Annotated in this window: 21 protein-coding genes; 17 read left to right on the top strand and 4 right to left on the bottom strand. The window is 66.7% G+C overall.

What is annotated here, in order from left to right; translation table 11 throughout:
• The coding region (locus A5753_RS20645; protein ID WP_067132606.1) for a hypothetical protein at positions 1–539 on the bottom strand (539 nt) is incomplete at its 3' end.
• A 306-nt stretch (positions 540–845) separates the two neighbouring features.
• Here A5753_RS20645 and arc point away from each other — a divergent pair.
• Entirely contained in the window at positions 846–2,675 is a 1,830-nt protein-coding gene (gene arc / locus A5753_RS20640; RefSeq protein ID WP_067132603.1) for a proteasome ATPase, read from the top strand.
• Between the two features lie 19 nt (positions 2,676–2,694).
• Here arc and A5753_RS20635 read toward each other — a convergent pair whose 3' ends face one another.
• Positions 2,695–3,339, bottom strand: a complete 645-nt coding sequence (locus A5753_RS20635) for a hypothetical protein (protein WP_067132497.1) — start codon at positions 3,337–3,339, stop codon at positions 2,695–2,697.
• 211 nt (positions 3,340–3,550) lie between these two features.
• Between A5753_RS20635 and dop the strand changes: the two genes are divergently transcribed.
• The 11 genes from dop (at position 3,551) to A5753_RS20580 (ending at position 15,669) form a co-directional block, all read left to right on the top strand.
• Positions 3,551–5,059, top strand: coding sequence for a pup deamidase/depupylase (gene dop, locus A5753_RS20630; RefSeq protein WP_067132496.1), 1,509 nt, complete (start codon positions 3,551–3,553; stop codon positions 5,057–5,059).
• A 118-nt stretch (positions 5,060–5,177) separates the two neighbouring features.
• Positions 5,178–5,372, top strand: a complete 195-nt coding sequence (locus tag A5753_RS20625; RefSeq protein ID WP_067132493.1) for a ubiquitin-like protein Pup — start codon at positions 5,178–5,180, stop codon at positions 5,370–5,372.
• Positions 5,369–6,259, top strand: a complete 891-nt coding sequence (prcB, locus tag A5753_RS20620) for a proteasome subunit beta (protein ID WP_067132490.1) — start codon at positions 5,369–5,371, stop codon at positions 6,257–6,259. Before A5753_RS20625 ends, prcB begins: the two co-directional genes overlap by 4 nt.
• On the top strand, positions 6,256–7,026 hold the full coding sequence (gene prcA / locus A5753_RS20615; protein ID WP_067132483.1) for a proteasome subunit alpha: 771 nt from the start codon (positions 6,256–6,258) through the stop codon (positions 7,024–7,026). Before prcB ends, prcA begins: the two co-directional genes overlap by 4 nt.
• Before the next feature lie 219 nt (positions 7,027–7,245).
• Positions 7,246–8,604: a Pup--protein ligase gene (gene pafA, locus A5753_RS20610; protein ID WP_156656176.1), complete on the top strand. Its 1,359-nt coding sequence runs from the start codon at positions 7,246–7,248 to the stop codon at positions 8,602–8,604.
• A 110-nt stretch (positions 8,605–8,714) separates the two neighbouring features.
• Positions 8,715–9,755: a YafY family protein gene (locus tag A5753_RS20605; RefSeq protein WP_067132478.1), complete on the top strand. Its 1,041-nt coding sequence runs from the start codon at positions 8,715–8,717 to the stop codon at positions 9,753–9,755.
• Complete coding sequence (locus A5753_RS20600; RefSeq protein WP_067132475.1) at positions 9,752–10,723, top strand: YafY family protein; 972 nt, start codon at positions 9,752–9,754, stop codon at positions 10,721–10,723. Before A5753_RS20605 ends, A5753_RS20600 begins: the two co-directional genes overlap by 4 nt.
• A gap of 93 nt (positions 10,724–10,816) precedes the next feature.
• Positions 10,817–11,095, top strand: coding sequence for a Sec-independent protein translocase subunit TatA (gene tatA, locus A5753_RS20595; protein ID WP_067132472.1), 279 nt, complete (start codon positions 10,817–10,819; stop codon positions 11,093–11,095).
• Between the two features lie 44 nt (positions 11,096–11,139).
• The gene (tatC, locus tag A5753_RS20590; RefSeq protein WP_156656175.1) at positions 11,140–12,096 is read left to right on the top strand and encodes a twin-arginine translocase subunit TatC; all 957 of its coding nucleotides are present in this window, start codon (positions 11,140–11,142) and stop codon (positions 12,094–12,096) included.
• Positions 12,086–14,872 carry an RNA helicase gene (locus tag A5753_RS20585; RefSeq protein ID WP_067132467.1) on the top strand — a complete coding sequence of 929 codons (2,787 nt, stop codon included), beginning with the start codon at positions 12,086–12,088 and terminating at the stop codon, positions 14,870–14,872. The genes tatC and A5753_RS20585 overlap by 11 nt, the downstream gene beginning before the upstream one ends.
• A gap of 62 nt (positions 14,873–14,934) precedes the next feature.
• Positions 14,935–15,669 carry a DUF4333 domain-containing protein gene (locus tag A5753_RS20580; RefSeq protein ID WP_067132464.1) on the top strand — a complete coding sequence of 245 codons (735 nt, stop codon included), beginning with the start codon at positions 14,935–14,937 and terminating at the stop codon, positions 15,667–15,669.
• Positions 15,670–15,681: 12 nt separating this feature from the next.
• On the opposite strand, the gene A5753_RS20575 is transcribed toward A5753_RS20580, so the two are convergent.
• Positions 15,682–16,638 carry a 5'-3' exonuclease gene (locus A5753_RS20575; RefSeq protein WP_067132600.1) on the bottom strand — a complete coding sequence of 319 codons (957 nt, stop codon included), beginning with the start codon at positions 16,636–16,638 and terminating at the stop codon, positions 15,682–15,684.
• Positions 16,639–16,764: 126 nt separating this feature from the next.
• Between A5753_RS20575 and A5753_RS20570 the strand changes: the two genes are divergently transcribed.
• From A5753_RS20570 to A5753_RS24085, 4 genes are all read left to right on the top strand, one after another.
• The gene (locus A5753_RS20570; protein WP_067132461.1) at positions 16,765–17,892 is read left to right on the top strand and encodes a Xaa-Pro peptidase family protein; all 1,128 of its coding nucleotides are present in this window, start codon (positions 16,765–16,767) and stop codon (positions 17,890–17,892) included.
• Positions 17,893–17,927: 35 nt separating this feature from the next.
• Positions 17,928–20,222: an alpha/beta hydrolase-fold protein gene (locus tag A5753_RS20565; RefSeq protein ID WP_067132597.1), complete on the top strand. Its 2,295-nt coding sequence runs from the start codon at positions 17,928–17,930 to the stop codon at positions 20,220–20,222.
• 88 nt (positions 20,223–20,310) lie between these two features.
• Entirely contained in the window at positions 20,311–23,082 is a 2,772-nt protein-coding gene (locus tag A5753_RS24970; RefSeq protein ID WP_231990116.1) for an ADP-ribosyltransferase, read from the top strand.
• A 39-nt stretch (positions 23,083–23,121) separates the two neighbouring features.
• Positions 23,122–23,343: a hypothetical protein gene (locus A5753_RS24085; RefSeq protein ID WP_082971409.1), complete on the top strand. Its 222-nt coding sequence runs from the start codon at positions 23,122–23,124 to the stop codon at positions 23,341–23,343.
• A 306-nt stretch (positions 23,344–23,649) separates the two neighbouring features.
• Here the strand turns inward: A5753_RS24085 and A5753_RS20555 are convergent, their stop codons facing one another.
• Positions 23,650–24,060, bottom strand: coding sequence for a F420-dependent biliverdin reductase (locus tag A5753_RS20555; protein ID WP_064954310.1), 411 nt, complete (start codon positions 24,058–24,060; stop codon positions 23,650–23,652).
• A gap of 35 nt (positions 24,061–24,095) precedes the next feature.
• On the opposite strand from A5753_RS20555, the gene A5753_RS20550 reads away from it, so the two are divergent.
• Positions 24,096–24,845 (top strand): SDR family NAD(P)-dependent oxidoreductase, encoded by a 750-nt coding sequence (locus tag A5753_RS20550; RefSeq protein WP_067132455.1) that lies wholly within the window; start codon positions 24,096–24,098, stop codon positions 24,843–24,845.
• The last annotated feature ends 43 nt before the right edge of the window (positions 24,846–24,888 follow it).

The following is a 24,888-nucleotide window of genomic DNA, read 5'->3' as shown; positions in this document are numbered from 1 at the left end:
GGCGCGGGGTTCCCCGTAGTCGCAGCCGTCGACGACTTCCCCAAAGCCAACAGCATTTCGGCGGTGTGCCGCGATAGCTGCCAACCCCCCTGGAAGGGAGCGAACTCCATCGGGAAGGTGAAGTTCGGGTTGTTGGCCTGGGCGGTGTGAACGACGACGACGGCCTTCACGTTCGACGGGTTCTTGTCCGACCACCCGATTTCGTTCGCGTTGAAGGTCATGGGCAGATATCCGTTGTCGCGCAGCGCTGCGGTGAACTTGTCCAAAGTGGCCGCGCTGTCGGGCGTCGCCCCTTCCACCAGGTTCACCTTGCTGTTCCCCGGAACGTTCGGATCGGCGAGACGGGTGAGCACGTCGGTGAGGGCTTCCGGCGGAGGCAGAGGAGCGGTGGCCGGCGCAGCAACCTGGCTTGACGAGGCAGGTGGCAACGACGAGGTGACCGACGATCCAGTCTTCGGGTGAGGCGACGAACACGCCGCACTCCCGAGCGTCGCCACGGTGATGGCGGCGCTCAGCGCTACGCACAGTGGCCGGTTCATCCACTCGGTCGGCCGGCTAGGCGGCTCTGGCCGCTTCGCGGAGGAAGGGGGTCGCTAAGGTCGGGCCGATGGGTGGAACCGCGGTCGCACCGGCGGTTGGGGCTACGGCGGCGGCGCGGGCCGGGCCGGTGGCGAGGCTTTTTGCGGTCACGGCGGCCCTTTCGATCATCACGATTAGTGGCCGAGATTACCAGCGTGACGAAAATCTTAACTTTTCGTGGGTATTTGACTACGTACATGAGTCGGCAATCGCCGGTAGCTTTGAAGTATCCACCGCGCCAATTCGGAGCGGGAAAGGAGCGCAAGATGGGTAGCTCAGAGCGTTCTGAAGCTTTCGGATCCCCCCTCGGATCAGACGGGTCCAGCGGCGACGAGGCCGAGTTGGAGCAACTACGCCGCGAGGCCGCGATGTTGCGCGAGCAACTCGAGCAGACCGTAGGCTCGCATGGGGCCGCCCGCTCCGCGCGCGACGTGCATCAGCTCGAAGCGCGCATCGACTCCCTTGCGTCGCGGAACTCGAAGCTGATGGAGACCCTCAAAGAGGCCCGCCAGCAATTGCTGGCGCTGCGTGAGGAAGTCGATCGGCTGGGGCAGCCGCCCAGCGGCTACGGCGTCTTACTCGCCACCCACGAGGACGACACCGTCGACGTGTTCACGTCTGGTCGCAAGATGCGGCTGACCTGCTCGCCGAACATCGAAGTCCCGTTGCTGCGCAAGGGTCAGACGGTGCGCCTCAACGAGGCCCTGACCGTCGTGGAAGCCGGCACGTTCGAGTCGGTCGGCGAGATCTCCACGCTGCGTGAGCTCTTGGGCGACGGGCACCGGGCCCTGGTCGTCGGACATGCCGACGAAGAACGCATCGTGTGGCTCGCCGAGCCGCTGGTTGCCGAGAACCTGCCGGACGGCCACCCCGACGCGCTCAACGACGACACCCGGCCGCGCAAGCTGCGTCCGGGCGACTCGTTGCTGGTCGACACCAAGGCCGGGTATGCGTTCGAGCGCATTCCCAAGGCCGAGGTCGAGGACCTGGTGCTGGAAGAGGTGCCCGATGTCAGCTACCTGGACATCGGTGGCCTCACTCGCCAGATCGAGCAGATTCGCGACGCGGTGGAGCTGCCGTTCCTGCACAAGGAGCTGTACCGCGAGTACGCGCTGCGCCCACCCAAAGGTGTGCTGCTCTACGGTCCGCCCGGCTGCGGTAAGACGCTTATCGCCAAGGCCGTGGCGAATTCGCTGGCCAAGAAGATGGCCGAGGTGCGCGGCGACGACGCCCGCGAAGCCAAGTCCTACTTCTTGAACATCAAGGGTCCCGAGCTGCTCAACAAATTCGTCGGTGAGACCGAGCGGCACATCCGGCTGATCTTCCAGCGCGCCCGTGAGAAGGCGTCGGAAGGCACGCCGGTGATCGTGTTCTTCGACGAGATGGACTCGATTTTCCGGACCCGCGGCACCGGGGTGTCCTCGGACGTCGAGACGACCGTGGTTCCGCAGTTGCTCAGTGAGATCGACGGCGTGGAGGGACTCGAGAACGTCATCGTGATCGGCGCCTCCAACCGTGAGGACATGATCGACCCCGCCATCCTGCGGCCCGGACGCCTGGACGTGAAGATCAAGATCGAGCGGCCGGATGCCGAGGCGGCGCAAGACATTTTCTCGAAGTATCTGATTGAGTCGCTGCCGCTGCATGCGGACGACCTCGCCGAGTTCGACGGCGACCGCTCGGCATGCATCAAGGCGATGATCGAGAAGGTCGTCGAGCGGATGTACGCCGAGATCGATGACAACCGGTTCCTGGAGGTCACCTACGCCAACGGTGACAAGGAAGTCATGTACTTCAAGGACTTCAACTCCGGGGCGATGATCCAGAACGTCGTCGACCGCGCGAAGAAGAACGCGATCAAGTCCGTGCTGGAGACCGGTCAGCCCGGTCTGCGCATCCAGCACCTGCTGGACTCGATCGTCGACGAGTTCGCCGAGAACGAGGATCTGCCCAACACCACCAATCCCGATGACTGGGCGCGGATTTCGGGCAAGAAGGGGGAGCGGATCGTTTACATCCGCACCCTGGTCACCGGCAAGAGCTCAAGCGCGTCGCGGGCCATCGACACCGAATCAAACCTGGGTCAGTACCTGTAGGGGCCGGCAGCGCCGGTGGTCAGTCGGTCACCAGCGAATAGCTGTTGGTCAGGTTGTCCTGCAGCACGCTGGCGGCGCGCTGCGTTGTATCCACCCGCAATTCGTCGGTGAGCACGCGCGGTTGATAGGCCCAGCCGGCCGGCAGGTCGAGCCGGTCGGCAAGGCCCGGCAGGTCGGCGCGCGACAAAGTGGCGTCGGCGACCTGGCTCCAGGCCTGCATGACCCAGCGCTGGTTTTGGGGATCGATGAGTTCGTATACCTCTTGGCCGGCGTTGAAGACGAACACCGTGTGGCGGGAGACCCTGTTGGGGATGTAGGGCGCGGGGTTCATCGACGACAACAGGACGGTGGCCTGCTGGATCATCTCGATCCCGCCGAAAGATTTGGTGATCTGCGGGGCCTGGGCGATTTTCTCGATCGCGTTCATCAGCCAATACCGGGGACCGTTGAGCAGGGCTGCGGCCGCCCCGTGTTCGGTGGCGATGGCGTGGGCGTCCAGCGCCGACCACAGCTCCTGGGGACAGTCGTTCAGCGGGAAGGTGTTGTACACCGTCGCCTGCGGACCCGCCTCGCCAGGTGTTACCAGCAGCACCTCGCCATAGCGTTTCCCGGACAGGTCGAGTGCGTGCTTACCGACGGCGCGGCCGGATTCGGGGGCGGACACAGGGTGAAATTAGTCACTGGTGTGGGTGCCGTCAACACGACGGATGGTCACCCTGCGGCGCCGTGGTAGTGATTGCGCGCAACCAAGGTGGTGTCCAGGTCCTCGATCAACGGGTCGAGGAGCGTGGACCGTCGCGCGGCTGGAGCCGATCGGCCGGCTCGCCTGCGCCCCGCCGCGGGGGCCGCTCCGTCACCCGGCCTACGCTTGGGCCATGCAACGGATTATCGGGACGGAGGTCGAATACGGCATTTCATCGCCATCGGACCCGACAGCCAATCCGATCCTCACATCGACGCAGGCGGTTCTGGCTTACGCGGCAGCGGCGGGCATTCAGCGCGCCAAGCGCACCCGGTGGGACTACGAGGTGGAATCGCCGCTGCGGGATGCCCGCGGCTTCGACCTGAGCCGCTCGGCCGGCCCGCCCCCGGTGGTCGACGCCGACGAGGTCGGCGCGGCCAACATGATTTTGACCAACGGAGCGCGGCTGTACGTCGACCACGCGCACCCCGAATACTCCGCACCCGAGTGCACCGACCCGCTCGACGCGGTGATTTGGGACAAGGCCGGCGAGCGGGTGATGGAGGCCGCCGCACGCCACGTTGCCAGCGTGCCCGGAGCCGCGAAATTGCAGCTCTACAAGAACAACGTCGACGGCAAGGGCGCCTCCTACGGGTCACACGAAAACTACCTGATGTCGCGGCAGACACCGTTCTCGGCGATCATCGCCGGGCTGACCCCGTTTCTGGTCTCCCGGCAGGTGGTCACCGGCTCGGGCCGGGTCGGCATCGGGCCCTCGGGCGACGAGCCCGGGTTTCAGCTGTCGCAGCGCTCGGACTACATCGAGGTCGAGGTCGGACTCGAGACCACGCTCAAACGCGGCATCATCAACACCCGCGACGAACCACACGCCGATGCCGACCGGTACCGGCGGCTGCACGTCATCATCGGCGACGCCAACCTCGCCGAGACCTCGACCTATCTGAAACTGGGCACCACGGCGCTGGTGCTGGACCTGATCGAAGAGGGCCCGGCGCACGGCATAGATCTGAGCGACCTGGCGCTGGCGCGGCCGGTGCACGCGGTCCACGCAATCAGCCGCGACCCCTCGCTGCGCGCCGCGGTGGCCCTGGCCGACGGCCGCGAGCTGACCGGGCTTGCGCTGCAACGGGTTTACCACGATCGGGTGGCCAAGCTGGTTGACAGCCGCGACCCCGACCCGCGCGCGTCCGATGTCGTCGAGACCTGGGCGCACGTGCTCGACCAACTCGAGCGCGACCCGATGGAATGCGCCGAGATACTCGACTGGCCGGCCAAGCTGCGCCTGCTCGAAGGATTCCGGCAGCGCGAAAACCTGAGCTGGTCGGCGCCGCGGCTGCATCTGGTGGACCTGCAGTACTCCGACGTCCGGCTGGACAAGGGCCTGTACAACCGGCTCGTCGCGCGCGGTTCGATGAAGCGTTTGGTGACCGAACACCAGGTGCTCGAGGCGGTGGACAACCCGCCGACGGACACCCGTGCATACTTCCGCGGCGAATGCCTGCGCAGGTTCGGTGCCGACATCGCCGCGGCCAGCTGGGACTCCGTGATTTTCGACCTGGGCGGTGATTCCCTGGTCCGCATTCCAACGCTGGAGCCGCTGCGTGGTAGCAAGGCGCATGTCGGGGCGCTGCTGGACTCTGTAAACAGCGCCGCCGAACTGGTGGAACAACTCACCAGCTAGGTGCCGGTTAACCGCAGGATCGTCGGGGTCGACCGGTAGGCTAGGAAAGACCAACGGGCAGTGTGGCTTGATCGGTGAGTAAGCCATTCAAAGGGCCCACACAACGCAGGAGGCGGCGATGGCTCAGGAGCAGACCAAGCGTGGCGGTGGTGGCGGCGACGAAGACGACACCGCCAGCAGCACGGCCGCGGGCCAAGAGCGCCGGGAGAAGCTAGCCGAGGACACCGACGATCTGCTGGACGAGATCGACGACGTCCTCGAGGAGAACGCTGAGGACTTCGTTCGCGCGTATGTCCAAAAGGGCGGACAGTGACCTGGCCTTTCTCCAATCGCCTGTCCATCAATTCCGCACTACCGGGCCCGTCACTTCCGGGCAATTCCGCTATAGACCTCTCGTCGTTTGCTGACTTGTTGCGACGTCAGGCGCCGGAATTGCTGCCGGCAAGCCTGTCCGGCTCGCAATCGGGTGCCGCCACGGGGCAGCTGCCGCACGGCACCACCATCGTCGCGCTGAAGTACCCCGGTGGCGTGGTGCTCGCCGGCGATCGGCGTTCAACGCAGGGCAACATGATCGCCGGGCGCGATGTGAAGAAGGTGTACATCACCGACGACTACACCGCCACCGGCATCGCCGGTACCGCCGCCATCGCTGTGGAGTTCGCCCGCCTTTATGCGGTGGAACTCGAGCATTACGAGAAACTCGAAGGCGTGCCACTGACGTTCGCCGGCAAGGTGAACCGGCTGGCGATCATGGTGCGCGGAAATCTTGCGGCGGCGATGCAGGGTCTGATCGCCTTGCCGCTGCTGGTGGGCTACGACATCGACGCGCCCGACTCCGAAGGCGCCGGCCGCATCGTGTCTTTCGATGCCGCCGGCGGCTGGAACCTGGAAGAGGAGGGCTACCAGTCGGTGGGGTCGGGCTCGATCTTCGCGAAGTCGTCCATTAAGAAGTTGTACTCGCAGGTCACCGACGCCGATTCCGCGGTGCGTGTCGCGATCGAGGGGCTCTACGACGCGGCCGATGACGATTCCGCCACCGGCGGACCGGATCTGGTGCGGGGCATCTATCCCACCGCGGTCACCATCGGTGCCGAGGGCGCGCTGGAAGTGCCGGAGAGCCGCATCGCCGAATTGGCCCGCGAAGTGATCCAAAGCCGTTCGCGCGCTGACACTTTCGGTCCCGATGGTGGTGAGAAGTGAGCTTCCCCTATTTCATCTCACCCGAGCAGGCGATGCGCGAGCGCAGCGAGCTCGCGCGAAAGGGCATCGCTCGCGGCAAGAGCGTGGTCGCCCTGGTCTACGCCGGTGGCGTGCTCTTCGTCGCGGAGAATCCTTCACGGTCGTTGCAGAAGATCAGCGAACTCTACGATCGTGTCGGATTCGCGGCTGCCGGGAAGTTCAACGAATTCGACAACTTGCGCCGCGGCGGAATCCAATTCGCCGACACCCGCGGCTACGCCTACGACCGTCGCGACGTGACGGGCCGCCAACTGGCCTACGTCTATGCGCAGACGCTGGGCACCATCTTCACCGAGCAGGCCAAGCCCTACGAGGTGGAGTTGTGTGTGGCCGAGGTCGCGCACTACGGCGAGACCAAACCGCCTGAGCTGTATCGGATCACCTATGACGGGTCGATCGCCGACGAGCCGCATTTCGTCGTGATGGGTGGTACCACCGAGCCGATCACTACGGCGCTAAAGGAGTCGTACGCCGAGAACGCCGATCTGCGTGAGGCCACCCGCATCGCCGTGAAAGCGCTGCGGGCCGGGAGCGAGGTCTCGAATGGGGACCAGTCCACGCTGGACGTGGGAAGCCTGGAAGTTGCCATCCTGGATGTCAACCGGCCGCGACGGGCCTTCCGGCGGATCAATCGCGCGACCGTGGAAAACTTGCTGCGCGAGCTGGATTCCAACGGCTTGGGCGGCGACGGTGAGGCCTCGGATGCCAACGGCGGTCCTTCCGACTAGACACCGGCACACCTCGACGGCGACGCACGTTCGCCAATACCGGTGAGGCCGGTGGTGCCTAAGATGCCGGTGAGCTGCCTGTAGGCACGGCGCCGGCGCAAGGAGAGCGTGGTCAAACCGGCTCTGCGCGGCCCCGCTAAGGGTCGACGAAACACTTCGTCGGATTGATACGCGCGGCATGCTCACCGTCCAGGTCGGACAACCAGTACGCTCGATTACGTGCAGAGGCGAATCATGGGCATCGAGACCGAGTTCGGGGTCACCTGCACATTCCACGGCCATCGACGCCTCAGCCCGGACGAGGTGGCCCGCTACCTGTTCCGCCGTGTCGTGTCCTGGGGCCGAAGCTCCAATGTTTTTCTGCGCAACGGGGCCCGCCTGTACCTCGACGTCGGAAGCCACCCGGAGTACGCGACTGCCGAATGCGACAGCTTGGTGCAGCTGGTCACCCACGACCGCGCCGGGGAATGGGTGCTGGAAGACCTTTTGGTCGACGCCGAGCAGCGACTCGCTGACGAGGGCATCGGCGGCGACATCTACCTGTTCAAGAACAACACCGACTCGGCGGGCAACTCCTACGGCTGCCACGAGAACTACCTGATCGTGCGCGCCGGCGAGTTCTCGCGGATCTCGGATGTGCTGCTGCCCTTCCTGGTCACCCGCCAGCTGATCTGCGGCGCCGGCAAGGTGCTGCAGACCCCTAAAGCCGCGACCTTCTGCCTATCCCAACGCGCCGAGCACATTTGGGAGGGCGTTTCCTCGGCCACCACTCGCAGCCGGCCGATCATCAACACCCGCGACGAGCCGCACGCCGACGCCGAGAAGTACCGGCGCCTGCACGTGATCGTCGGCGACTCCAACATGTGCGAGACCACCACCATGCTCAAGGTCGGCACGGCCGCGCTGGTGTTGGAGATGATCGAGGCCGGCGTCCCGTTCCGGGACTTCTCGCTGGACAACCCCATCCGCGCGATCCGCGAGGTCAGCCACGACACCACCGGCCGTCGGCCCGTGCGGCTGGCGGGCGGGCGTCAAGCCAGCGCGCTGGACATCCAGCGCGAGTACTACAGCCGTGCCGTCGAGCATCTGCAGACCCGGGAACCCAACGCGCAGATCGAGCAGATCGTCGACCTGTGGGGCCGACAGCTCGACGCGGTCGAAAGCCAGGACTTCGCCAAGGTCGATACCGAGATCGACTGGGTGATCAAGCGCAAGCTCTTCCAGCGCTACCAGGACCGCTACAGCATGGAGCTGTCCGACCCGAAGATCGCCCAGCTGGACCTGGCCTACCACGACATCAAGCGCGGGCGCGGCGTGTTCGACCTGCTGCAGCGTAAGGGACTGGCCGCGCGCGTCACGACCGATGAGGACATCGCGGAGGCGGTCGACAATCCGCCGCAGACCACCCGGGCGCGGCTGCGTGGCGAGTTCATCAGTGCGGCCCAGGCGGCCGGCCGCGACTTCACCGTCGACTGGGTGCACCTCAAGCTCAACGACCAGGCCCAGCGCACCGTGTTGTGCAAGGACCCGTTCCGGGCCGTCGACGAGCGGGTCAAGCGCCTGATCGCGAGCATGTAGCCGCGCTTCGACTCATCCTGTCGACCCGACGCAGAAGTGGTGGCGGGAACAGCGCGACGCGGACGGCGGGTGAACGCGCCGGAGGAGGACCATCGAATAATCTGGAGCCGATGGCGACGTCAAAAGTCGAGCGGCTGGTAAATCTGGTCATCGCCCTGCTCTCCACCCGCGGCTACATCTCGGCGGAGAAGATCAGGTCGAGCGTGGCGGGTTATTCGGAGAGCGCCAGCGCCGAGGCCTTCTCCCGCATGTTCGAGCGGGACAAGAACGAGCTGCGCGACCTCGGCATCCCGCTCGAGGTCGGCCGCGCGTCGGCGTGGGACCCCACCGAGGGCTACCGGATCAATCGCGATGCCTACTCGCTCGCACCGGTCGACCTGACTCCCGACGAGGCCGCCGCGGTGGCCGTGGCGACGCAGCTGTGGGAGTCGCCCGAACTCATCACCGCGACTCAGGGCGCGCTGCTCAAGCTGCGCGCGGCCGGGGTCGACGTCGATCCGGACGCGCCGGTTGCCATCGCGTCGCCGGCCGGGGTCCCGGGGCTGCGGGGGTCGGAGGACGTCCTGGGAATCCTGTTGTCCGCCATCGACTCCCGGCAGGCCGTGCAGTTTCCGCACCGGCCGTCGCGAGCCGAGCCGTACGCCACCCGCACCGTCGAGCCCTGGGGCGTGGTCACCCAGAAGGGCCGCTGGTATCTGGTAGGCCACGACCGCGACCGTGACGCCACCCGCACCTTCCGGCTCTCCCGGATCGGACCGGACGTCACGCCGATCGGCCCGCCGGGCGCCGTGGCCGTGCCGAAAGACGTTGACTTGCGCAAGATCGTGGCCCAGACCGTCACCGAGGTCTCGGCGGCGCCGACCGTCGGGCAGGCCCGGGTGTGGGTGGCCGACGGGCGGGCCACCGCACTGCGGCGCGCCGGCAGGCCCGTCGACGCGCGCCAACTCGGGGGGCGCGACGGCGAGGTGATCGAACTCGACATCCGGTCGGCCGACCAGCTGGCACGCGACATCGCCGGCTACGGAGCCGACGCCCTGGTGCTCGAACCGCAGTCACTGCGCGAGGACGTGTTGGCCCGGCTGCGGGCGCATGCGGGCGCGGTCGGCGCCGCCACGGGACAACCGCCGAGCCGCGGGGGGGTGTCCGCATGACACCCGTCTCCACCCGCCTCATCCGGCTGCTGAACATGGTGCCGTATTTCCAGGCCAACCCCCGGGTCACCCGAGCCAAGGCCGCCGCCGACCTCGGCGTATCGGCCAAGCAGCTGGAAGAGGACCTCAACCAGCTGTGGATGTGCGGTCTGCCCGGTTACTTCCCGGGTGACCTCATCGATTTCGAGTTCTCCGGGGACACCATCGAGGTGACGTTCTCCGCGGGGATCGACCGCCCCCTCAAGCTCACCTCGCCGGAGGCCACCGGCCTGCTGGTCGCATTGCGGGCCCTGGCCGACATCCCCGGGGTCGTCGACCCGGAAGCCGCGCGCAGCGCCATCGCCAAGATCGAGGATGCGGCAGGCGCCGTCGGGCACGACGCCTCACCCGGGGCGTCGGCCGTAGACGAGCCCGCACCGGTGGAAAACCGGGCCACCGCCGCGGTGCGCGCGGCGGTCCAGTCCAGGCACGCGCTGGCCATCGACTACTACTCCGCCTCGCACGACACCCTGACCAGCCGGATCGTCGACCCCATCCGCGTCCTGCTGATCGGCGGCCACAGCTACCTGGAGGGGTGGTCGCGCGAGGCCGAGGGCGTACGACTGTTCCGCTTCGACCGGATCGTGGACGCCACCGCGCTCGATGAACCGGCCGCGCCGCCGGAGCCGGTGCTGCACGCACCGCCGGACACCTCGCTGTTCGACGGCGATCCATCGCTGCCGTCGGCCAACCTGCGGGTGGCCCCCGCGGCGTCCTGGATGTTCGAGTACTACCCCATGCGCGACCTGCGCGAATTGCCGGACGGATCCTGCGAGGCAGTGATGACCTACGCCTCCGAGGATTGGATGACGCGGCTGGTGCTCGGCTTCGGGCCCGACGTGCAGGTGCTGCAGCCTGCGTCCCTGGCACGCCGGATACGGGATGCCGCGGCGACCGCCGTCACGTCCTACGAAGCCCTGTGCTCATAAAAGTCCAGGCGACATGGGCCGTGGGGCGGCGCGCGCCCGGCACCACAGGGCACTACTGCGGTAGCATCGAGTGAACATCTGGAGGTAATCAAAGTGGGCAGTCTTAGTCCGTGGCACTGGGCGATCCTCGCGGTAGTGGTGATCTTGCTGTTCGGTGCCAAGAAGCTCCCCGATGCGGCGCGTTCATTGGGCAAGTCGATGCGGATCTTCAAGTCCGAGATCCGCGAAATGCAGACGGAAAACAAAGCGGAAACGTCGGCCTTGGGAACCCAAAGCGAGGCCTCCGCGGCGAACGCGACGCCTGTGCAGTCGCAGCGGGTCGACGCGCCGACGCCCAGCGAGCAGGGGCACACCGAAGCACGTCCGGCGTAGCCGCCATCACCGTCGCGCTGCCCGAGCGCCACTGACCGAGCATCGTGAAAGTCTTCAAGGTTTCAGCGCGCACTTCCGGCCTGCTGAGGCGTCTCAACTCCCGTAACCGGCGCAGCCGAACCAACCCGGATGCGACCATGTCGCTGGTCGACCATCTAACCGAGCTGCGCACCCGGCTGCTGATCTCGCTGGCCGCCATCCTGCTGACCACGATTTTCGGGTTCGCCTGGTATTCGCATTCGATCTTCGGGCTGGAAAGCCTGGGCGAGTGGTTACGCCATCCCTACTGTTCGCTGCCGCAGTCGGCGCGCGCGGAGATCAGCCCGGGCGGCCAATGCCGGCTCCTGGCCACCGCGCCGTTCGACCAGTTCATGCTGCGGCTCAAGGTCGGCCTGACGGCCGGGGTGGTGCTCGCCTGTCCGGTGTGGTTCTACCAGCTGTGGGCGTTCATCACGCCCGGGCTGTATCGGAAGGAACGCCGCTTCGCGGTCGCGTTCGTGATCCCCGCCGTGGTGCTGTTCGTCGTCGGCGCTGTGCTGGCCTACTTCGTACTGGCCAAGGCGCTGGGCTTCCTGCTGACCGTCGGCAGCGACGTCCAGGTGACCGCGCTGTCCGGCGACCGGTATTTCGGCTTCCTGATCAACCTGCTCGTCGTTTTCGGCGTCAGCTTCGAGTTTCCGCTGCTCATCGTCATGCTCAACGCCATCGGCGTCCTGCCCTACGCGCGGCTCAAGGCGTGGCGGCGCGGCCTGATCTTTGCGATGTTCGCGTTCGCGGCGATCTTCACCCCCGGGTCCGACCCGTTTTCGATGACCGCGCTCGGGTTGGCGCTGTCGGTCCTCTTGGAGTTCGCCATCCAGATCTCCCGTCTGCACGACAGACGGAAGGCCAAGCGTGAAGCCCAGGCCGTGATTCCCGACGACGAAGCATCGGTCATCGAACCACCCACCGCGATACCGGAGCCGTCGTTCACCGCCCGGCAACACGACGATGTCACCTGATCCGTCGCCGCCTCATAACGTCGCCGAGCTCGTGGAGCTCACCCGGTTCACCACCGAGCTGCCCTTCGCGCTCGACGGCTTTCAGCAGCGGGCGTGCGCGGCGCTCGAACGAGGGCACGGCGTACTGGTCTGCGCGCCGACCGGCGCCGGCAAGACCGTGGTTGGCGAATTCGCCGTGCACCTGGCGCTGGCCTCCGGCGGCAAGTGTTTCTACACCACGCCGCTGAAAGCGCTGAGCAACCAGAAGCACACCGACCTCACGGCGCGCTACGGCCGCGACCGCATCGGCCTGCTCACCGGCGACATGTCCGTCAACGCCGATGCGCCCGTGGTGGTCATGACCACCGAAGTGCTGCGCAACATGCTTTACGCGGATTCGCCTGCGCTGCATGGTCTTTCGTATGTCGTGATGGACGAGGTGCATTTTCTCGCCGACCGGATGCGGGGTCCGGTGTGGGAGGAGGTGATCCTGCACCTGCCCGACGAGGTTCGGGTGGTCAGCCTCTCGGCGACAGTGAGCAACGCCGAGGAATTCGGCGGCTGGATTCAGACTGTGCGCGGCGACACGACGGTCGTGGTCGACGAGCATCGGCCGGTGCCGCTGTGGCAACACGTGTTGGTGGGCAAGCGTCTGTTGGACCTGTTCGATTACGACAACCAGCAACCGGCCGCGGATCGTCAACCGCGCGTCAATCCCGAACTGCTGCGCCACATTGCGCACCGCCGCGAGGCGGACCGCATGACCGACTGGCAACCGCGGCGCCGAGGCTCGGGGCGGCCGTCGCGTCCCCGCTTCTACCGGACACCGGGGCGTCCCGACGTGATCGCCACCCTGGATGCCGAAGGCCTGCTGCCCGCGATCACTTTCGTGTTCTCCCGGGCCGGCTGCGACGCCGCCGTGCAGCAATGCCTGCGCTCATCCCTGCAGCTGACCACCCAGGAGGAGCGCGCCCAGATCGCCGAGGTGATCGAGCACCGGTGCGGCGACCTCGCCGACGCCGACCTGAGCGTGCTCGGCTACTACGAGTGGCGCGAGGGGCTGCTGCGTGGTCTGGCGGCCCACCATGCCGGCATGCTGCCCGTCTTCCGCCACACGGTCGAAGAGCTGTTCACCGCCGGACTGGTCAGGACGGTGTTCGCCACCGAGACCTTGGCTCTCGGGATTAACATGCCCGCACGCACCGTGGTGCTCGAGCGGCTGGTGAAGTTCAACGGCGAGCAGCACATGGCGCTGACGCCGGGGGAGTACACGCAGCTCACCGGGCGCGCCGGGCGGCGCGGCATCGACGTCGAGGGCCACGCGGTGGTGCTGTGGAATCCCACCGACGAAACCACCGAGCCGTCCGCGGTGGCCGGGCTGGCCTCCACCCGCACCTTCCCGCTGCGCAGCTCGTTCGCCCCGTCGTACAACATGACGATCAACCTGGTTCAGCAGATGGGCCCCGAGCAGGCACATCGGTTGTTGGAGCAGTCATTTGCGCAGTATCAGGCCGACCGTTCGGTCGTCGGGCTGGTTCGCGGCATCGAGCGGGGCACCGCGTTGCTCGACGAGATCGCCGCCGAGATCGGCGGACCCAAGGCCCCGATCCTCGAATACGCCCGGATGCGTGCACGCATCACCGAGATGGAGCGCGCGCAGTCCCGCGCGTCGCGGCTACAACGACGCCAAGCCGCCAGCGACGCGCTGGCCGCACTGCGCCGCGGCGACATCATCAACATCACCCACGGCCGTCGCGGCGGGCTGGCCGTCGTCCTGGAATCCGCCCGCGACAGCTCCGATCCGCGACCGCTGGTGCTAACGGAAAACCGGTGGGCGGGCAGGATTTCGTCGGCCGACTATTCGGGGGCGTCCGCACGCGTCGGTTCGATGGCACTGCCCAAGCGGGTCGAACACCGTCAGCCACGGGTCCGGCGCGACCTGGCGTCGGCGCTGCGATCCGCTGCCGCCGGGCTGACCGTCCCGGCCCGGCATCGCGGCGGCCGGGGGGACGGCGACGGCGCCTTCCACGACCCGGAGCTGGCGTCGTTGCGCGAACAGCTGCGCCGACACTCGTCGCACGGCACGCCCGGCCTGGAAGAGCAGGTCCGGCAGGCCGAGCGCTACCTGCGAATCGAACGCGACAACGCGCAGTTAGAGAAAAAGGTTGCGGCCGCGACCAATTCGTTGGCGCGGACGTTCGACCGGATCGTCGGGTTGCTCACCGAGCGCGGCTTCATCGAAGGACGCGACGGTGATCATCGCGTCACCGACGACGGCCGGTTGCTGGCCCGCATCTACAGCGAAAGCGATCTCCTGGTCGCCGAATGCCTGCGCACCGGCGCGTGGTCGGGGCTGAAGCCTGCCGAGCTGGCGGCGGTGGTCTCGGCGGTGCTGTACGAAACCCGGGGTAGCGAAGGGCCGGGCGCGGCCTTCGCGGCAGACGCGCCCACCCAGCAAGTGCGGCAGGCGCTGCAGCAGACGTCGCGGCTGTCGATGGCGTTGCGCGCCAACGAGCAAACGCACCGGATCGCACCGAGCCGCGAACCCGACGACGGCTTCGTCAACGTCATCTACCGCTGGGCCCGGACCGGAGATCTGGCCTCGGCGCTGGCGGCCGCCGACCCGGCCGGCACCGGATCACCCCTGCTCGCGGGGGATTTCGTGCGCTGGTGCCGTCAGGTTCTCGACTTGCTGGACCAGGTCCGCAACGCCGCTCCGGACCCCGAATTACGGGCCACCGCCAAGCGCGCTATCAATGACATTCGGCGCGGCGTCGTCGCAGTTGACGCCGGGTAGGCTTGGCCGGAGCTACCGTAAGCGCCGATAGCATGCCAAGACACAGAGGCTGAGGGAGAGAGATGAGCGGACCGCAGGGATCGGACCAGCAGTGGCAGCCGCCTGGCCAGGGTCAAGGTAGCGACCACTCGTCAGACCCGACCCAGGTGGGACCGACCTGGCAGGATCAGTCGAATCAGGAGACGTCGTGGCAGGCCCCCGCATACACGCCGCCCGCCGAATACCCGCGGTACCAACAGCCGACTGAGCAGTCCTACCCGCAGCAGTACCCCCCGCAGCAGCCGGGCTACGCGCAGTACGGGCAGCCCGGCCAATACGGCCAGCCCGGTCAGTACGCCCAGCCAGGGCAGTATGGCCAGCCGGGCCAGTACCCGCAGCCCGGCCAATACCCACAGCCTGGCCAGTACGGCCAGCCGGGCCAGTACCCGCAGTACCCCGGTTACGAGCAGCCGGGCAAGAAGCGGCCGGTCGGGCTTATCGCCGGCGTGGGGGGCGCAATCGCGTTTCTGCTCATCGCGGTCGTGCTGGTGCTGGGGTTCTGGCAGCCCGGGTTCTTCGTCACCACCAAGCTGGACGTCAGCAAGGCGCAGGCCGGGGTCCAGCAGGTCCTCAGCGACGAAACCAACGGCTACGGCGCGAAGAACGTCCAGAACGTCAAGTGCAACCATGGCCAGAACCCGACGGTCAAGAAGGGCGCCACATTCGACTGCGACGTCAGCATCGACGGCGCGCCCAAGCATGTCACCGTGACGTTCCAGGACAACAAGGGCACCTACGAGGTCGGCCGGCCGCAATAGTCGGCGGTCTCGTCAGTTGGGCAGCCCGTCCAGCGCTTTCTGCAAACGGCTGATCGACGAGCCGACACCCAGTTCGGTCGCCAGTTCGGCGGTGCGTTGCGGATCGGCGGCGACCAGCGGCAGTTCGTCGCTGGCCGTGGAGAAGGTCACCGGAGCGTCTGCGGCCACCCGCACCACTTTGCCGGCCGCCTCGATGTAATCCAGCGCGGCCAGCAACTTCTTGCGCACGCCCTTGGCCATCTTCGCCTTCGGGTCGTGCGCGGCGGCCAGGATCTGCTCCAGCGAGCCGTGCTGGGCCAGCAGCGTCGCCGCGGTCTTCTCACCCACTCCCGGGACGCCGGGCAATCCGTCGGACGGATCGCCACGCAGCAGTGCGAGTTCGGCGTAGCCGGGGCCGGCCCTGTCCACCGGCACGCCATAGTGTTCGGCCACCTCGTCGGGCCCGAACAACGTGGCCTTGCTCAGTCCGCGGCCGAGATACAGCACCCGAACCGGGACGGGATCGTCGGACACCACCTGCAGCAGGTCGCGGTCACCGCTGACCACCACCACCGGATCCTTGCGTTCCCGGGCCGCCAGGGTGCCCAGCACGTCGTCGGCCTCAAACCCCTCCGCACCCGCCGTCGGAATCCCGAATGCGTCAAGGAGTTCGGCGATCATGTCGATCTGGGGCGTCAGGTCGTCCGGCACTTCCTCGATGTCCGGCTCGTCCTGCGGCTCCACTTCGGCCACGCGGTGGGCCTTGTAGGACGGGACGAGGTCCACGCGGAACTGAGGCCGCCAATCGAGGTCCAGGCAGACGGCCAGCCGGCTTGGTCGCTGCTGGGTGATCACCACGGCCATGGAGTCGATGAATCCGCGAACGGCGTTCACGGGCCGGCCGTCGGGAGCGGTTATCGAGGACGGCACCCCGAAATACGAGCGGAACCACATGCTGGCGCCGTCGAGCAGCACCAGTGGTGATCGCAAGCGCGGCGAAGCCGCGCGCTGCGGGTCACCACTCATCGAGCCGAGCGGCGAGCGGGGTGCTGGCATGCCGGCTATGGTCTCACGCCGCCGCGAGGCGATGCGCAACTGAGCATTAGCCTGGCTGCCATGGAGTCTCACCGCTTCGACGCAGCAGTGTACGAACGCCGGCTGGCGACGGCCGCCGCCGCGGCTGCCAACGAGGGTCTGGCCGGGCTGGTCATCACGCCGGGCTATGACCTGCGCTACCTCGTCGGGTCGCGCGCACAGACATTGGAGCGGTTCACCGCGCTGGTGTTGCCCGCGTCGGGCGATCCGACGATGGTGGTGCCGCGCCTCGAGCTGGCCTCGCTCAAAGGGTCTGCCATCGCCGAACTCGGCCTGGCGGTGCGGGATTGGGTCGACGGCGAGGATCCATACGATCTGGTGGGCTCCGCGTTGGGCGGCGCCCCCGCCGCGACCGCCGTCACCGATGCCATGCCGGCATTGCATTTGCTGCCGCTGGCCGGTGTGCTGGGTGTGTTGCCGGTCCTGGCCACCGACGTGTTACGCACGCTGCGGATGGTCAAGGAGGAATGCGAGGTCGACGCGCTGCGCAAAGCCGGCGCGGCCATCGATCGGGTGCACGCCCGCGTTCCGGAGTTCCTGGTCCCCGGCCGCACCGAGGCCGACGTCGCCGCCGACATCGCGGATGCCATTGTGGCCGAAGGGCATTCGGAAGTGGCGTTCATCATCGTCGGGTCCGGCCCGCATGGCGCCGACCCGCACCACGGATATTCGGATCGCGAACTGCAGGTTGGAGACATAGTCGTCGTCGACATCGGCGGGTCCTATGAACCCGGCTACAATTCCGACTCGACGCGCACCTACAGCATCGGTGAGCCGAATCCCGAAGTAGCTCAACAATATTCGGTGCTACAACGCGCCCAGCGCGCGGCGTATGACGCGGTACGCCCCGGGGTGACGGCCGAACAGGTCGACGCTGCCGCCCGCGACGTGCTGGCCGCCGAAGGACTTGCTGAGTACTTTGTGCACCGCACTGGGCACGGTATCGGGCTGTCGGTGCACGAAGAGCCCTACATCGTCGCCGGAAACGATCTGCCCCTGACCGAGGGCATGGCCTTTTCGATCGAGCCGGGCATCTATTTTCCGGGCCGTTGGGGCGCTCGCATTGAGGACATCGTCGTCGTCACCCCTGATGGCGCCTTGGCGGTCAACAATCGGCCGCACGAACTGATCGTGGTGCCGGTGCCTTAACCGACGCGTCCCTTCGTCCGCGTAGGTTGGGGGTGGTGTCAATCCTGGACCTCCCGCTGCTGCCGCTTCGCATTGCACGCCACTTTGTTGACGCGATATTGCACTCCACCGCACCGGCACCGGCGTCAGCACCGGCATCGGCACCGGCACCGCCGGGTGAGCTCATCGTGGTCGACGGCATGCCCGAAGGGGTGCCGCCGGCCGCGCGGCGCCCCGAGCCCCGCCTTCCCGCGCCTGCGGGATGGCCGTTCGGCGAACAGTTCCCGCGCACGTGCGGCGCCGGCCGAGTGGCCGACGGTGCTTTGTTTTGGACCGACTTCCTCTACGACGACCATGGCGCGACGGGCATCCCGATCGGCGACCTGAAGATTCAGGCGCCGCCGCGCGGAACCTACGTCTATCCCGACGGGCCGGCGGCCGGCAACGGCGCCGACATCTTCCGCGTCGCCATGGGGCTCACCGAGACCCACACCTGGTGGCGGATCGACTGGAACACTTTGCTTGACGCGTCGGTGCCCATCGCGCTGTTCACCTTCGATACCGACCCGGCCCGAACGGCGGACGAGCAGTGGCCCGCTGGAGCCGGCGTGCGCTCGAAGGGCATCGACATGGCCCTGCTGGTGTCGGGAAGTGGCGCCGCGCTGATCGACCTGACGACCGAGGTCAGGACGCCGGTCGAGCACAGCGTCGACATGCAGTCGCGGTCGTTCGTGGCGCAGGTCCCGCGGTCGCTGGCCGAACCCACGAGCAGCTGGACGGTCCGCCTGGCCGCCGGGTTGGCCAACGCGGCCGGGGACAGGTTCGCCGACGTGCCCGCCCTGCACGGTGCGCTGCCCGGCCAAGCCAACGTCTACAACGTGGCGTTCCGCACCAACGAGCAGGAGTCGCCCCACCTGAATTTCTGGTCGGATGCCGCTCAGGCCGCCGCCCTGACACATGGCGACGTCTCCGAGTTCGCGCTGACTGTGCCGTGGGCTCAGCTGGCGGCCCGCGAAACCGCTCCCGAGCCGCTGATCACCGGTCCGTCCACCCGCTGGTACGTGTCGTCGATCGAACTCGGCCAGGGTCTGGAACAAGGTTGGGCCGCCAACGACATCTTGAGCACGAAGCCGCAATTCCTCGGCCGGGTGCAGCCGTATTCGATCTGTTTACCGTCGAGCTATGCACCGGGTCGCACGTTGCCGCTGACCCTGCTGCTGCACTCCCTGTCACTCGGGCAGAGCCAGTTCGCCGCGATCGATCCGCGACTGTTACATGAGGTGTGCGAGGGCCGCGACTCGGTGGTGGTCACGCCGTTGGCCCGGGGGCCGTCCACCTGGTACTTCGACAGCGGCGAACTCGACGTCTGGGAAGTATGGGCGCGGGTTGCCGAACAACTGGGCACCGATCCGAATCGCACTGTGATTTCGGGCTATTCGATGGGCGGGTATGCGACGTACAAGCTGGGATTGAGTTATCCGCAGGTGTTCTCGCAAGCGGTGGTGCTGGCGGGGCCACCGACGTGCGGCGTGCGGCTGCTGCCCCACGTCGACATTCCCGCCGACCTCGACCTGAACTCGCACTGTGCCCGCGAGGGTGACACCTGGAAGCTGCTGGTGAACGCCCGATGGCTGCCGTACGTCATCGCCCATGGGCTACTCGATGAGCTGGTGCCGTTCGCTTCGGCCGCCGAGCAGGTGCTGGAGCTCGACCGGTTGGGTTACCGCCACCGGTTCAGTGTCTACCCTCTCGAGGATCACATCGCCTGGGTGTTTCAGGACAAGTTCGAGGATCCGATTTCGCACATGGGAACCGCTCTGCGCCAAGCGGATCCGGGGCACATCACGTTCGCCTGGTATCCACAGCTGGTGCGCGCCGATCTGGGCATCGGGCCGCACCAGGTGTGGTGGTTGTCGGAGCTGGCCGCGGCCCCCGAGGTGACCGCGCGGCGCGGGGCCGTGGCCGAAGTCGACGCGCGCTCGTACGCGCGGCCAGACCCCACCCATACCGTCCGACACCATCGCGGCCTCATCCCACACTTCGAGCCGACGCCCGGGCTGTACAGCGAGCTGGATTGGCAAGTGGGACGGCCCGTTGGCCCGCTGCCGTATCTGACGTTGCGCCTCAACGGCGTTGCCAGCCTGAGGGTCGATATCGAGCGTGCCGGGTTGGCCGCGTTGCCGAAGTCGACCATTACGGTAGCCACCGATGTCGCCGCCCAGATCACGCTCGGGGGCTTGCCCACCACGGTCGACGTGCAGCTCGACGGGGAACCGGCGGGGGCAACCGTCTCGGTATCGCCCGGGAGGCACCGCATCACGGTGACCGCAGGCGGGGCTGTTGATGGATGAGTTGTCGCGCTAGGTGATCGGGGCTAGCTTGGCGGAGCGATCGCTGGGTGAATAGCGGTGACGGGCGGCCTGGGCGAAAATTCCGCCCGTGGCTCCCTTGGCTGTCGATCCGGAGGCGTTGTACGCCGCGGGTAGCGCGGTGGCGGCCGCCGGGGGTGGTCTGGCCGCGAATCTGACGGTCTTAGCCGCAGGCTTTTCGGCTCACACGGGCGTGGACCGCGCCGGCGAGGTGTTCGGCGTGGGATATCAAGACGCCGCCAAGTCGCTGCTGAAGGCGGCGGCTGCCGCCGGCAACGCGTGCCTTAAATGCGGGGCTCTCATCCAGCAGGGCGCCTCGAATTATTCGAAGGCCGAAGTGGCTTCGACGCTTGGTGGCGCTGGCGGCGTCTTGGAGGCACCGTCGCCGCCGACTGACGTCGCGGCGCCCGGGCCTCCTGGAACGATGGGGCCCGGCGAGCCGCCACCGCTGCTGTGGTCGATCGTGGAATCGCTGGTGCTCGAGTCATGGCCCGACGGCGATGTGGCGGGTCTGCGCGCGGCGGCGTCTCGTTGGCGCGACTTCGCCGCGGCCGCCAAAGGGGTCAAGAGAACTCTCAACGCATCGAAGACGCTGCTGGACACTCAACATTTGCCCGAAAGCGACAAGATCGATACCGCTCTGAATGAAATAGGCTCTGCCGCAGCGACTCTCGGTGAGAACTGCGATGAGCTGGCCAAGAAAATCGACACCTTTGCCAACAAGGTCGGCCACGCCCAACACGCGATCCGGGATCTGTTGCACCGACTCGGATCCCTCGGCGACCTCGGTCACGACATCATGCTCATCATCGACGGCGACGCGTGGGACGAGATCAAGAAGATCGCCAAGGACATCAACGACGTACTGGGGCATCTCGGACAGGAGGCCCGGGCCTGCGAGCAGGAGATCAGGCTGCTCATGCAAGCGGCCGATCGCGAGATCGTGACATGCGAGAAGTACGCGCGCCGAGGGCTCATTCAATTTTTGGGAGACGACGTCGGTAATCCGGTGGCGACCGCATTCGACACTTGGATAAATGTCCATGAGGGTGTTGTGAAGGGTGCGGTCGACATGGGATTAGGCCTGGCCGACCTGAGTCCGCATTGGTTCTTCGTCGATCCCCAAGGTGCGGCCGCCACTTGGACCGGCTTGGGGAAGAGCGCGTGGAAGGGGAGCCTGTTCAATGCTCCCCTTCATCCTCAGGAATTCGCGGACGCGAAGCTGCAAGAGTTGAAAGGCCTTGTGCATGCCGAGGATTGGAGCGGAGCTCGGCCGGGATTGGGCGCGGGCGAGAATCTGTTCGACGTTGCCACGCTGTTGCTACCCGGGGCCGGTGAAGCAGGCGCGGCCGCGGACGGTGCTGGGGCGGCCGCACGCGGCGCTGAGGCGGAAGCAGAGGCCGCTGGCGCTGCCGGCCGTACCGGCGGGATCGCCGGTGCCCGGGATGCGCTGACCGGCATCTCCAAGGCGAGCGCCGAACTGCCGAAAACCCTCGAAGGCGTCACGAAGGATTTGCCCGAGATCAAACCACCTACGAGCGGCGCTTCTGCGGCATTGCCACCCGGCAAGCCGATCGAGCCGCCGATCGAGTCGGCGCCTCGCCCCGCCGATGGAGCACCTGGTACGCCACAGGGGTCGGGGCCACCGGCGGCCGAGGTCCCGAGGCCTGTCGCCGTGGACGGGCCGCCCGACCCAGCAACTGCGCCGCCATCGAGACCGGCGGTCGATAGCGGTCCGCATGATCCGATTTCGGTGCCGGCGGAGGTTCCGCGTGAACCCGCTTCGGTGCCGGCTGGTGGTCCGCATGAACCCGCGGGTGGCCCGCATGAGGGGCCGCGTGAACCGGCGTCGGTGCCCGGCGAGGGGCCGCATGAACCGGCGTCGGCTCCGCGTCAGCCGCTGAGTGAACCTGTGGGCGGTCCACACGAGCCGGGGCCTGCAAGTGAACCCCCTGAGCCAGGCCCGATTCCGAAGGACCGTCCATATGAACCGGCCGCAATGCCCGCCGCCGGTGCACCTCCCGCGCCCTCAGATGCCGCGGCAGGAGAAAGAGCGCCGTCCGCGATTGCACATTCCGCTGAATTTGCGCCTGGGCATGTGACGACGCCGCACGGCGGACCACCCGTCCGGCCAGCACCCGTCGCTCCACACCCGTCCCCAACTGCGCCCTCGGCCAAATCGGCGTCTCACTCGCTACCGCCTGGCGGCCGCCCGGTCGGTATACCAGCCCCCGGCCGTAACCCGCACTTTCCTGGCGATGGTGGCCCTCCAAACGGTGGGCCGAAACCACCGCTTAATAAGTCCTCAAAGCTGGGGGATGGCGATCCACCGGCCGATCAACATCCCGTCGCCAATGGCGACTATCCATCAACCCCTCCCGGCCATCTCGACTCGGATGATCTAGGGGCGCTTGCCGACTACACTGGACCGGGCTATCTAGACTTAAATAATGCGTTGAGGGGCGGTGAAATGGACGCGTCCCAACAAGTTCGTATAGAGGCTGTCAAAACTGCGTTGGCCAAGCTGCCGCCCTATGAGGGCCCAGTAATCCGTGGGACAAATCTTCCGCCCGAGGTGCTTGCTCGCTATCGCCCTGGTGAAGTTATTACAGAGGATGCCTTCTTGAGTACCACGACGAACGCTGGAGTGGCACGATCGCCCACATTCGCTGGGAACGTCGAGTTCAGGATTTTATCCAAATCCGGACGCGATATTTCACCTTTTTCGCTATTTCCTGGAGAGCGGGAAGTTTTGTTTCCACCAGGCACTAAATTTTACGTCTCAAGTAAAAGAATAGATCCTTTGACAGGCAGAACAATAATCCGCATGATTGAACGCTGAGCTGATTAGCCAAGGCCGCCGAGAGAACGGAATCCTAGAATGAGTGAAAGAATTGCGGGCAAGACGTTTTCAACGCCCGAAGAAGCCGGCATCACTCCACCCACGCAAGAAGAGTTGGCGCGCGCGGAAAAAATCTTCGATGAGTTCGAGCAAAAGATAGATGCCATTGCTCCAGAAGATCGGGTTACAAACGTTTCACCGAAATTCTGGGATGATACTTCAGGAACCGAGTACGAACACCGCAGCCAAAGCCAAGATTAGCTAGCGGCTGGTAGTAATCCGAGCTAGGAGAACCGTGGCGAGTAGGGAAATTGCCGGAAAGATTTTCTTGACGCCGGAAGAGGCCGGCGTAACTGCACCGACTGAACAAGAGTTGGCGGTCGCACGGAGGATGCTTGATGAGTTCCAGGCAAAAGTAGACGCCGTGGCTCCTGAAGATCGACCGACGGAGATTTCGCCAAAGTTCTGGGACGACATTTCGGGTACCGAGTATGACCCACGACGGAAGAACAGCTAAAGGCCCGAAGTTTAGAGCCAGAGTTTGGTCGTCGTCGAGCCGACCGGTTGCTACTCGCCGCGGTCCAGAAGGTCCGAAGACCCCAGTACCCGCTCGATCTGAACCTCGATGACGACGCGCCGTGGATTGGGTCGTGGCGTGCGGTAGCGCTGGGCATATCGCAGCTCGGCGTCGCGCACCGCGTCGACGTCGTTGTTGACCTTGGACCGGCCCTCCAGCGACAGCCATCGCGCGCCGTCGACCTGGCTGAGCACGGCCAGCCCGCCACGATCGGCGTTGACCGCCTTCTGCGAACCCCCGGTGGTGATCACCCGCGCAATGTGAGTCTTGGGGTCGAAGGTGAAACCGACCGCCACCACGTGCGGCGAATTGTCGGCTCGCAGCGTGGTCAGCATGGCCAAATGCCGTTCCGACAGGAACGCCAACGCGTCGTCGGTGAGCCGGGTAGTGGTATTCGCCATCACCGCCAACGCTAGCGCAGGTGATAATCGCAGCCGTGGACGACACGGGCGCAGGACCAGTACTAATCCTGGGCGGCCGCAGCGAGATCGGGATCGAGCTGGCGCGACTCCTGGCGCCGGGCGCGACGGTCGTGCTGGCCGCCCGTCAGGCCGACCGGCTCACTGACCAGGTCGACGCGCTCAAAGCCGCCGGCGCTGCGGCGATCGATACGCGAGAATTCGACGCCGATAACCTCGCCTCGCACGGTCCGCTGATCGCCTCGATCGTCGCCGATCACGGGCCCATCGGCACCGCGGTGCTGGCGTTCGGAATCCTGGGCGATCAGGCCCGCGCCGAAACCGATGCCGCGCACGCGGTCGCCGTCGTGCACACCGACTACCTGGCCCAGGTCAGCTTGCTCACCCACCTCGCCAGCGCCATGCGCAAAGCCGGCAAGGGCCGATTGGTGGTGTTCTCCTCGATCGCGGGGGCACGCGTGCGCCGCGCCAACTACGTCTACGGCTCGGCCAAGGCCGGCCTCGACGGCTTCGCCAGCGGCCTGGCCGATGCGCTGCACGGCACCGGGGTTCGGCTGCTGATCGCCCGGCCGGGATTCGTCATCGGCCGCATGACTGAGGGCATGACGCCCGCGCCGCTGCCGAGCACGCCCGCGCAGGTGGCCGCCGCGACCGCGCGTGCGCTGGCGAAAGGCCGTCGCACCGTGTGGATTCCGCGGGTGTTGGGCCCGGCGGCGGCGGTGATGCGACTGCTGCCGCAGTTCGTCTGGCGCAGGTTGCCACGATGATCCGCGCCGCTAGCGTTGCAGAGCGAAGCGACGGGGAGCATCG

This window comes from Mycobacterium sp. 852002-51971_SCH5477799-a (assembly GCF_001667145.1).
Taxonomy (GTDB): domain Bacteria; phylum Actinomycetota; class Actinomycetes; order Mycobacteriales; family Mycobacteriaceae; genus Mycobacterium.
Note: the sequence above shows the minus strand (reverse complement) of the source record. Positions and strands in the feature narration are given on the sequence as shown.

What these genes read in the sequence shown, in the direction of transcription:
- arc (WP_067132603.1), top strand. Translation starts at nt 846, where the DNA reads ATGGGTAGCTCAGAGCGTTCTGAAGCTTTCGGATCCCCCCTCGGATCA.
- dop (WP_067132496.1), top strand. Translation starts at nt 3,551, where the DNA reads ATGCAACGGATTATCGGGACGGAGGTCGAATACGGCATTTCATCGCCA.
- A5753_RS20625 (WP_067132493.1), top strand. Translation starts at nt 5,178, where the DNA reads ATGGCTCAGGAGCAGACCAAGCGTGGCGGTGGTGGCGGCGACGAAGAC.
- A5753_RS20605 (WP_067132478.1), top strand. Translation starts at nt 8,715, where the DNA reads ATGGCGACGTCAAAAGTCGAGCGGCTGGTAAATCTGGTCATCGCCCTG.
- A5753_RS20600 (WP_067132475.1), top strand. Translation starts at nt 9,752, where the DNA reads ATGACACCCGTCTCCACCCGCCTCATCCGGCTGCTGAACATGGTGCCG.
- A5753_RS20585 (WP_067132467.1), top strand. Translation starts at nt 12,086, where the DNA reads ATGTCACCTGATCCGTCGCCGCCTCATAACGTCGCCGAGCTCGTGGAG.
- A5753_RS20580 (WP_067132464.1), top strand. Translation starts at nt 14,935, where the DNA reads ATGAGCGGACCGCAGGGATCGGACCAGCAGTGGCAGCCGCCTGGCCAG.
- A5753_RS20570 (WP_067132461.1), top strand. Translation starts at nt 16,765, where the DNA reads ATGGAGTCTCACCGCTTCGACGCAGCAGTGTACGAACGCCGGCTGGCG.
- A5753_RS24085 (WP_082971409.1), top strand. Translation starts at nt 23,122, where the DNA reads ATGAGTGAAAGAATTGCGGGCAAGACGTTTTCAACGCCCGAAGAAGCC.
- A5753_RS20555 (WP_064954310.1), bottom strand. Translation starts at nt 24,060, where the DNA reads ATGGCGAATACCACTACCCGGCTCACCGACGACGCGTTGGCGTTCCTG.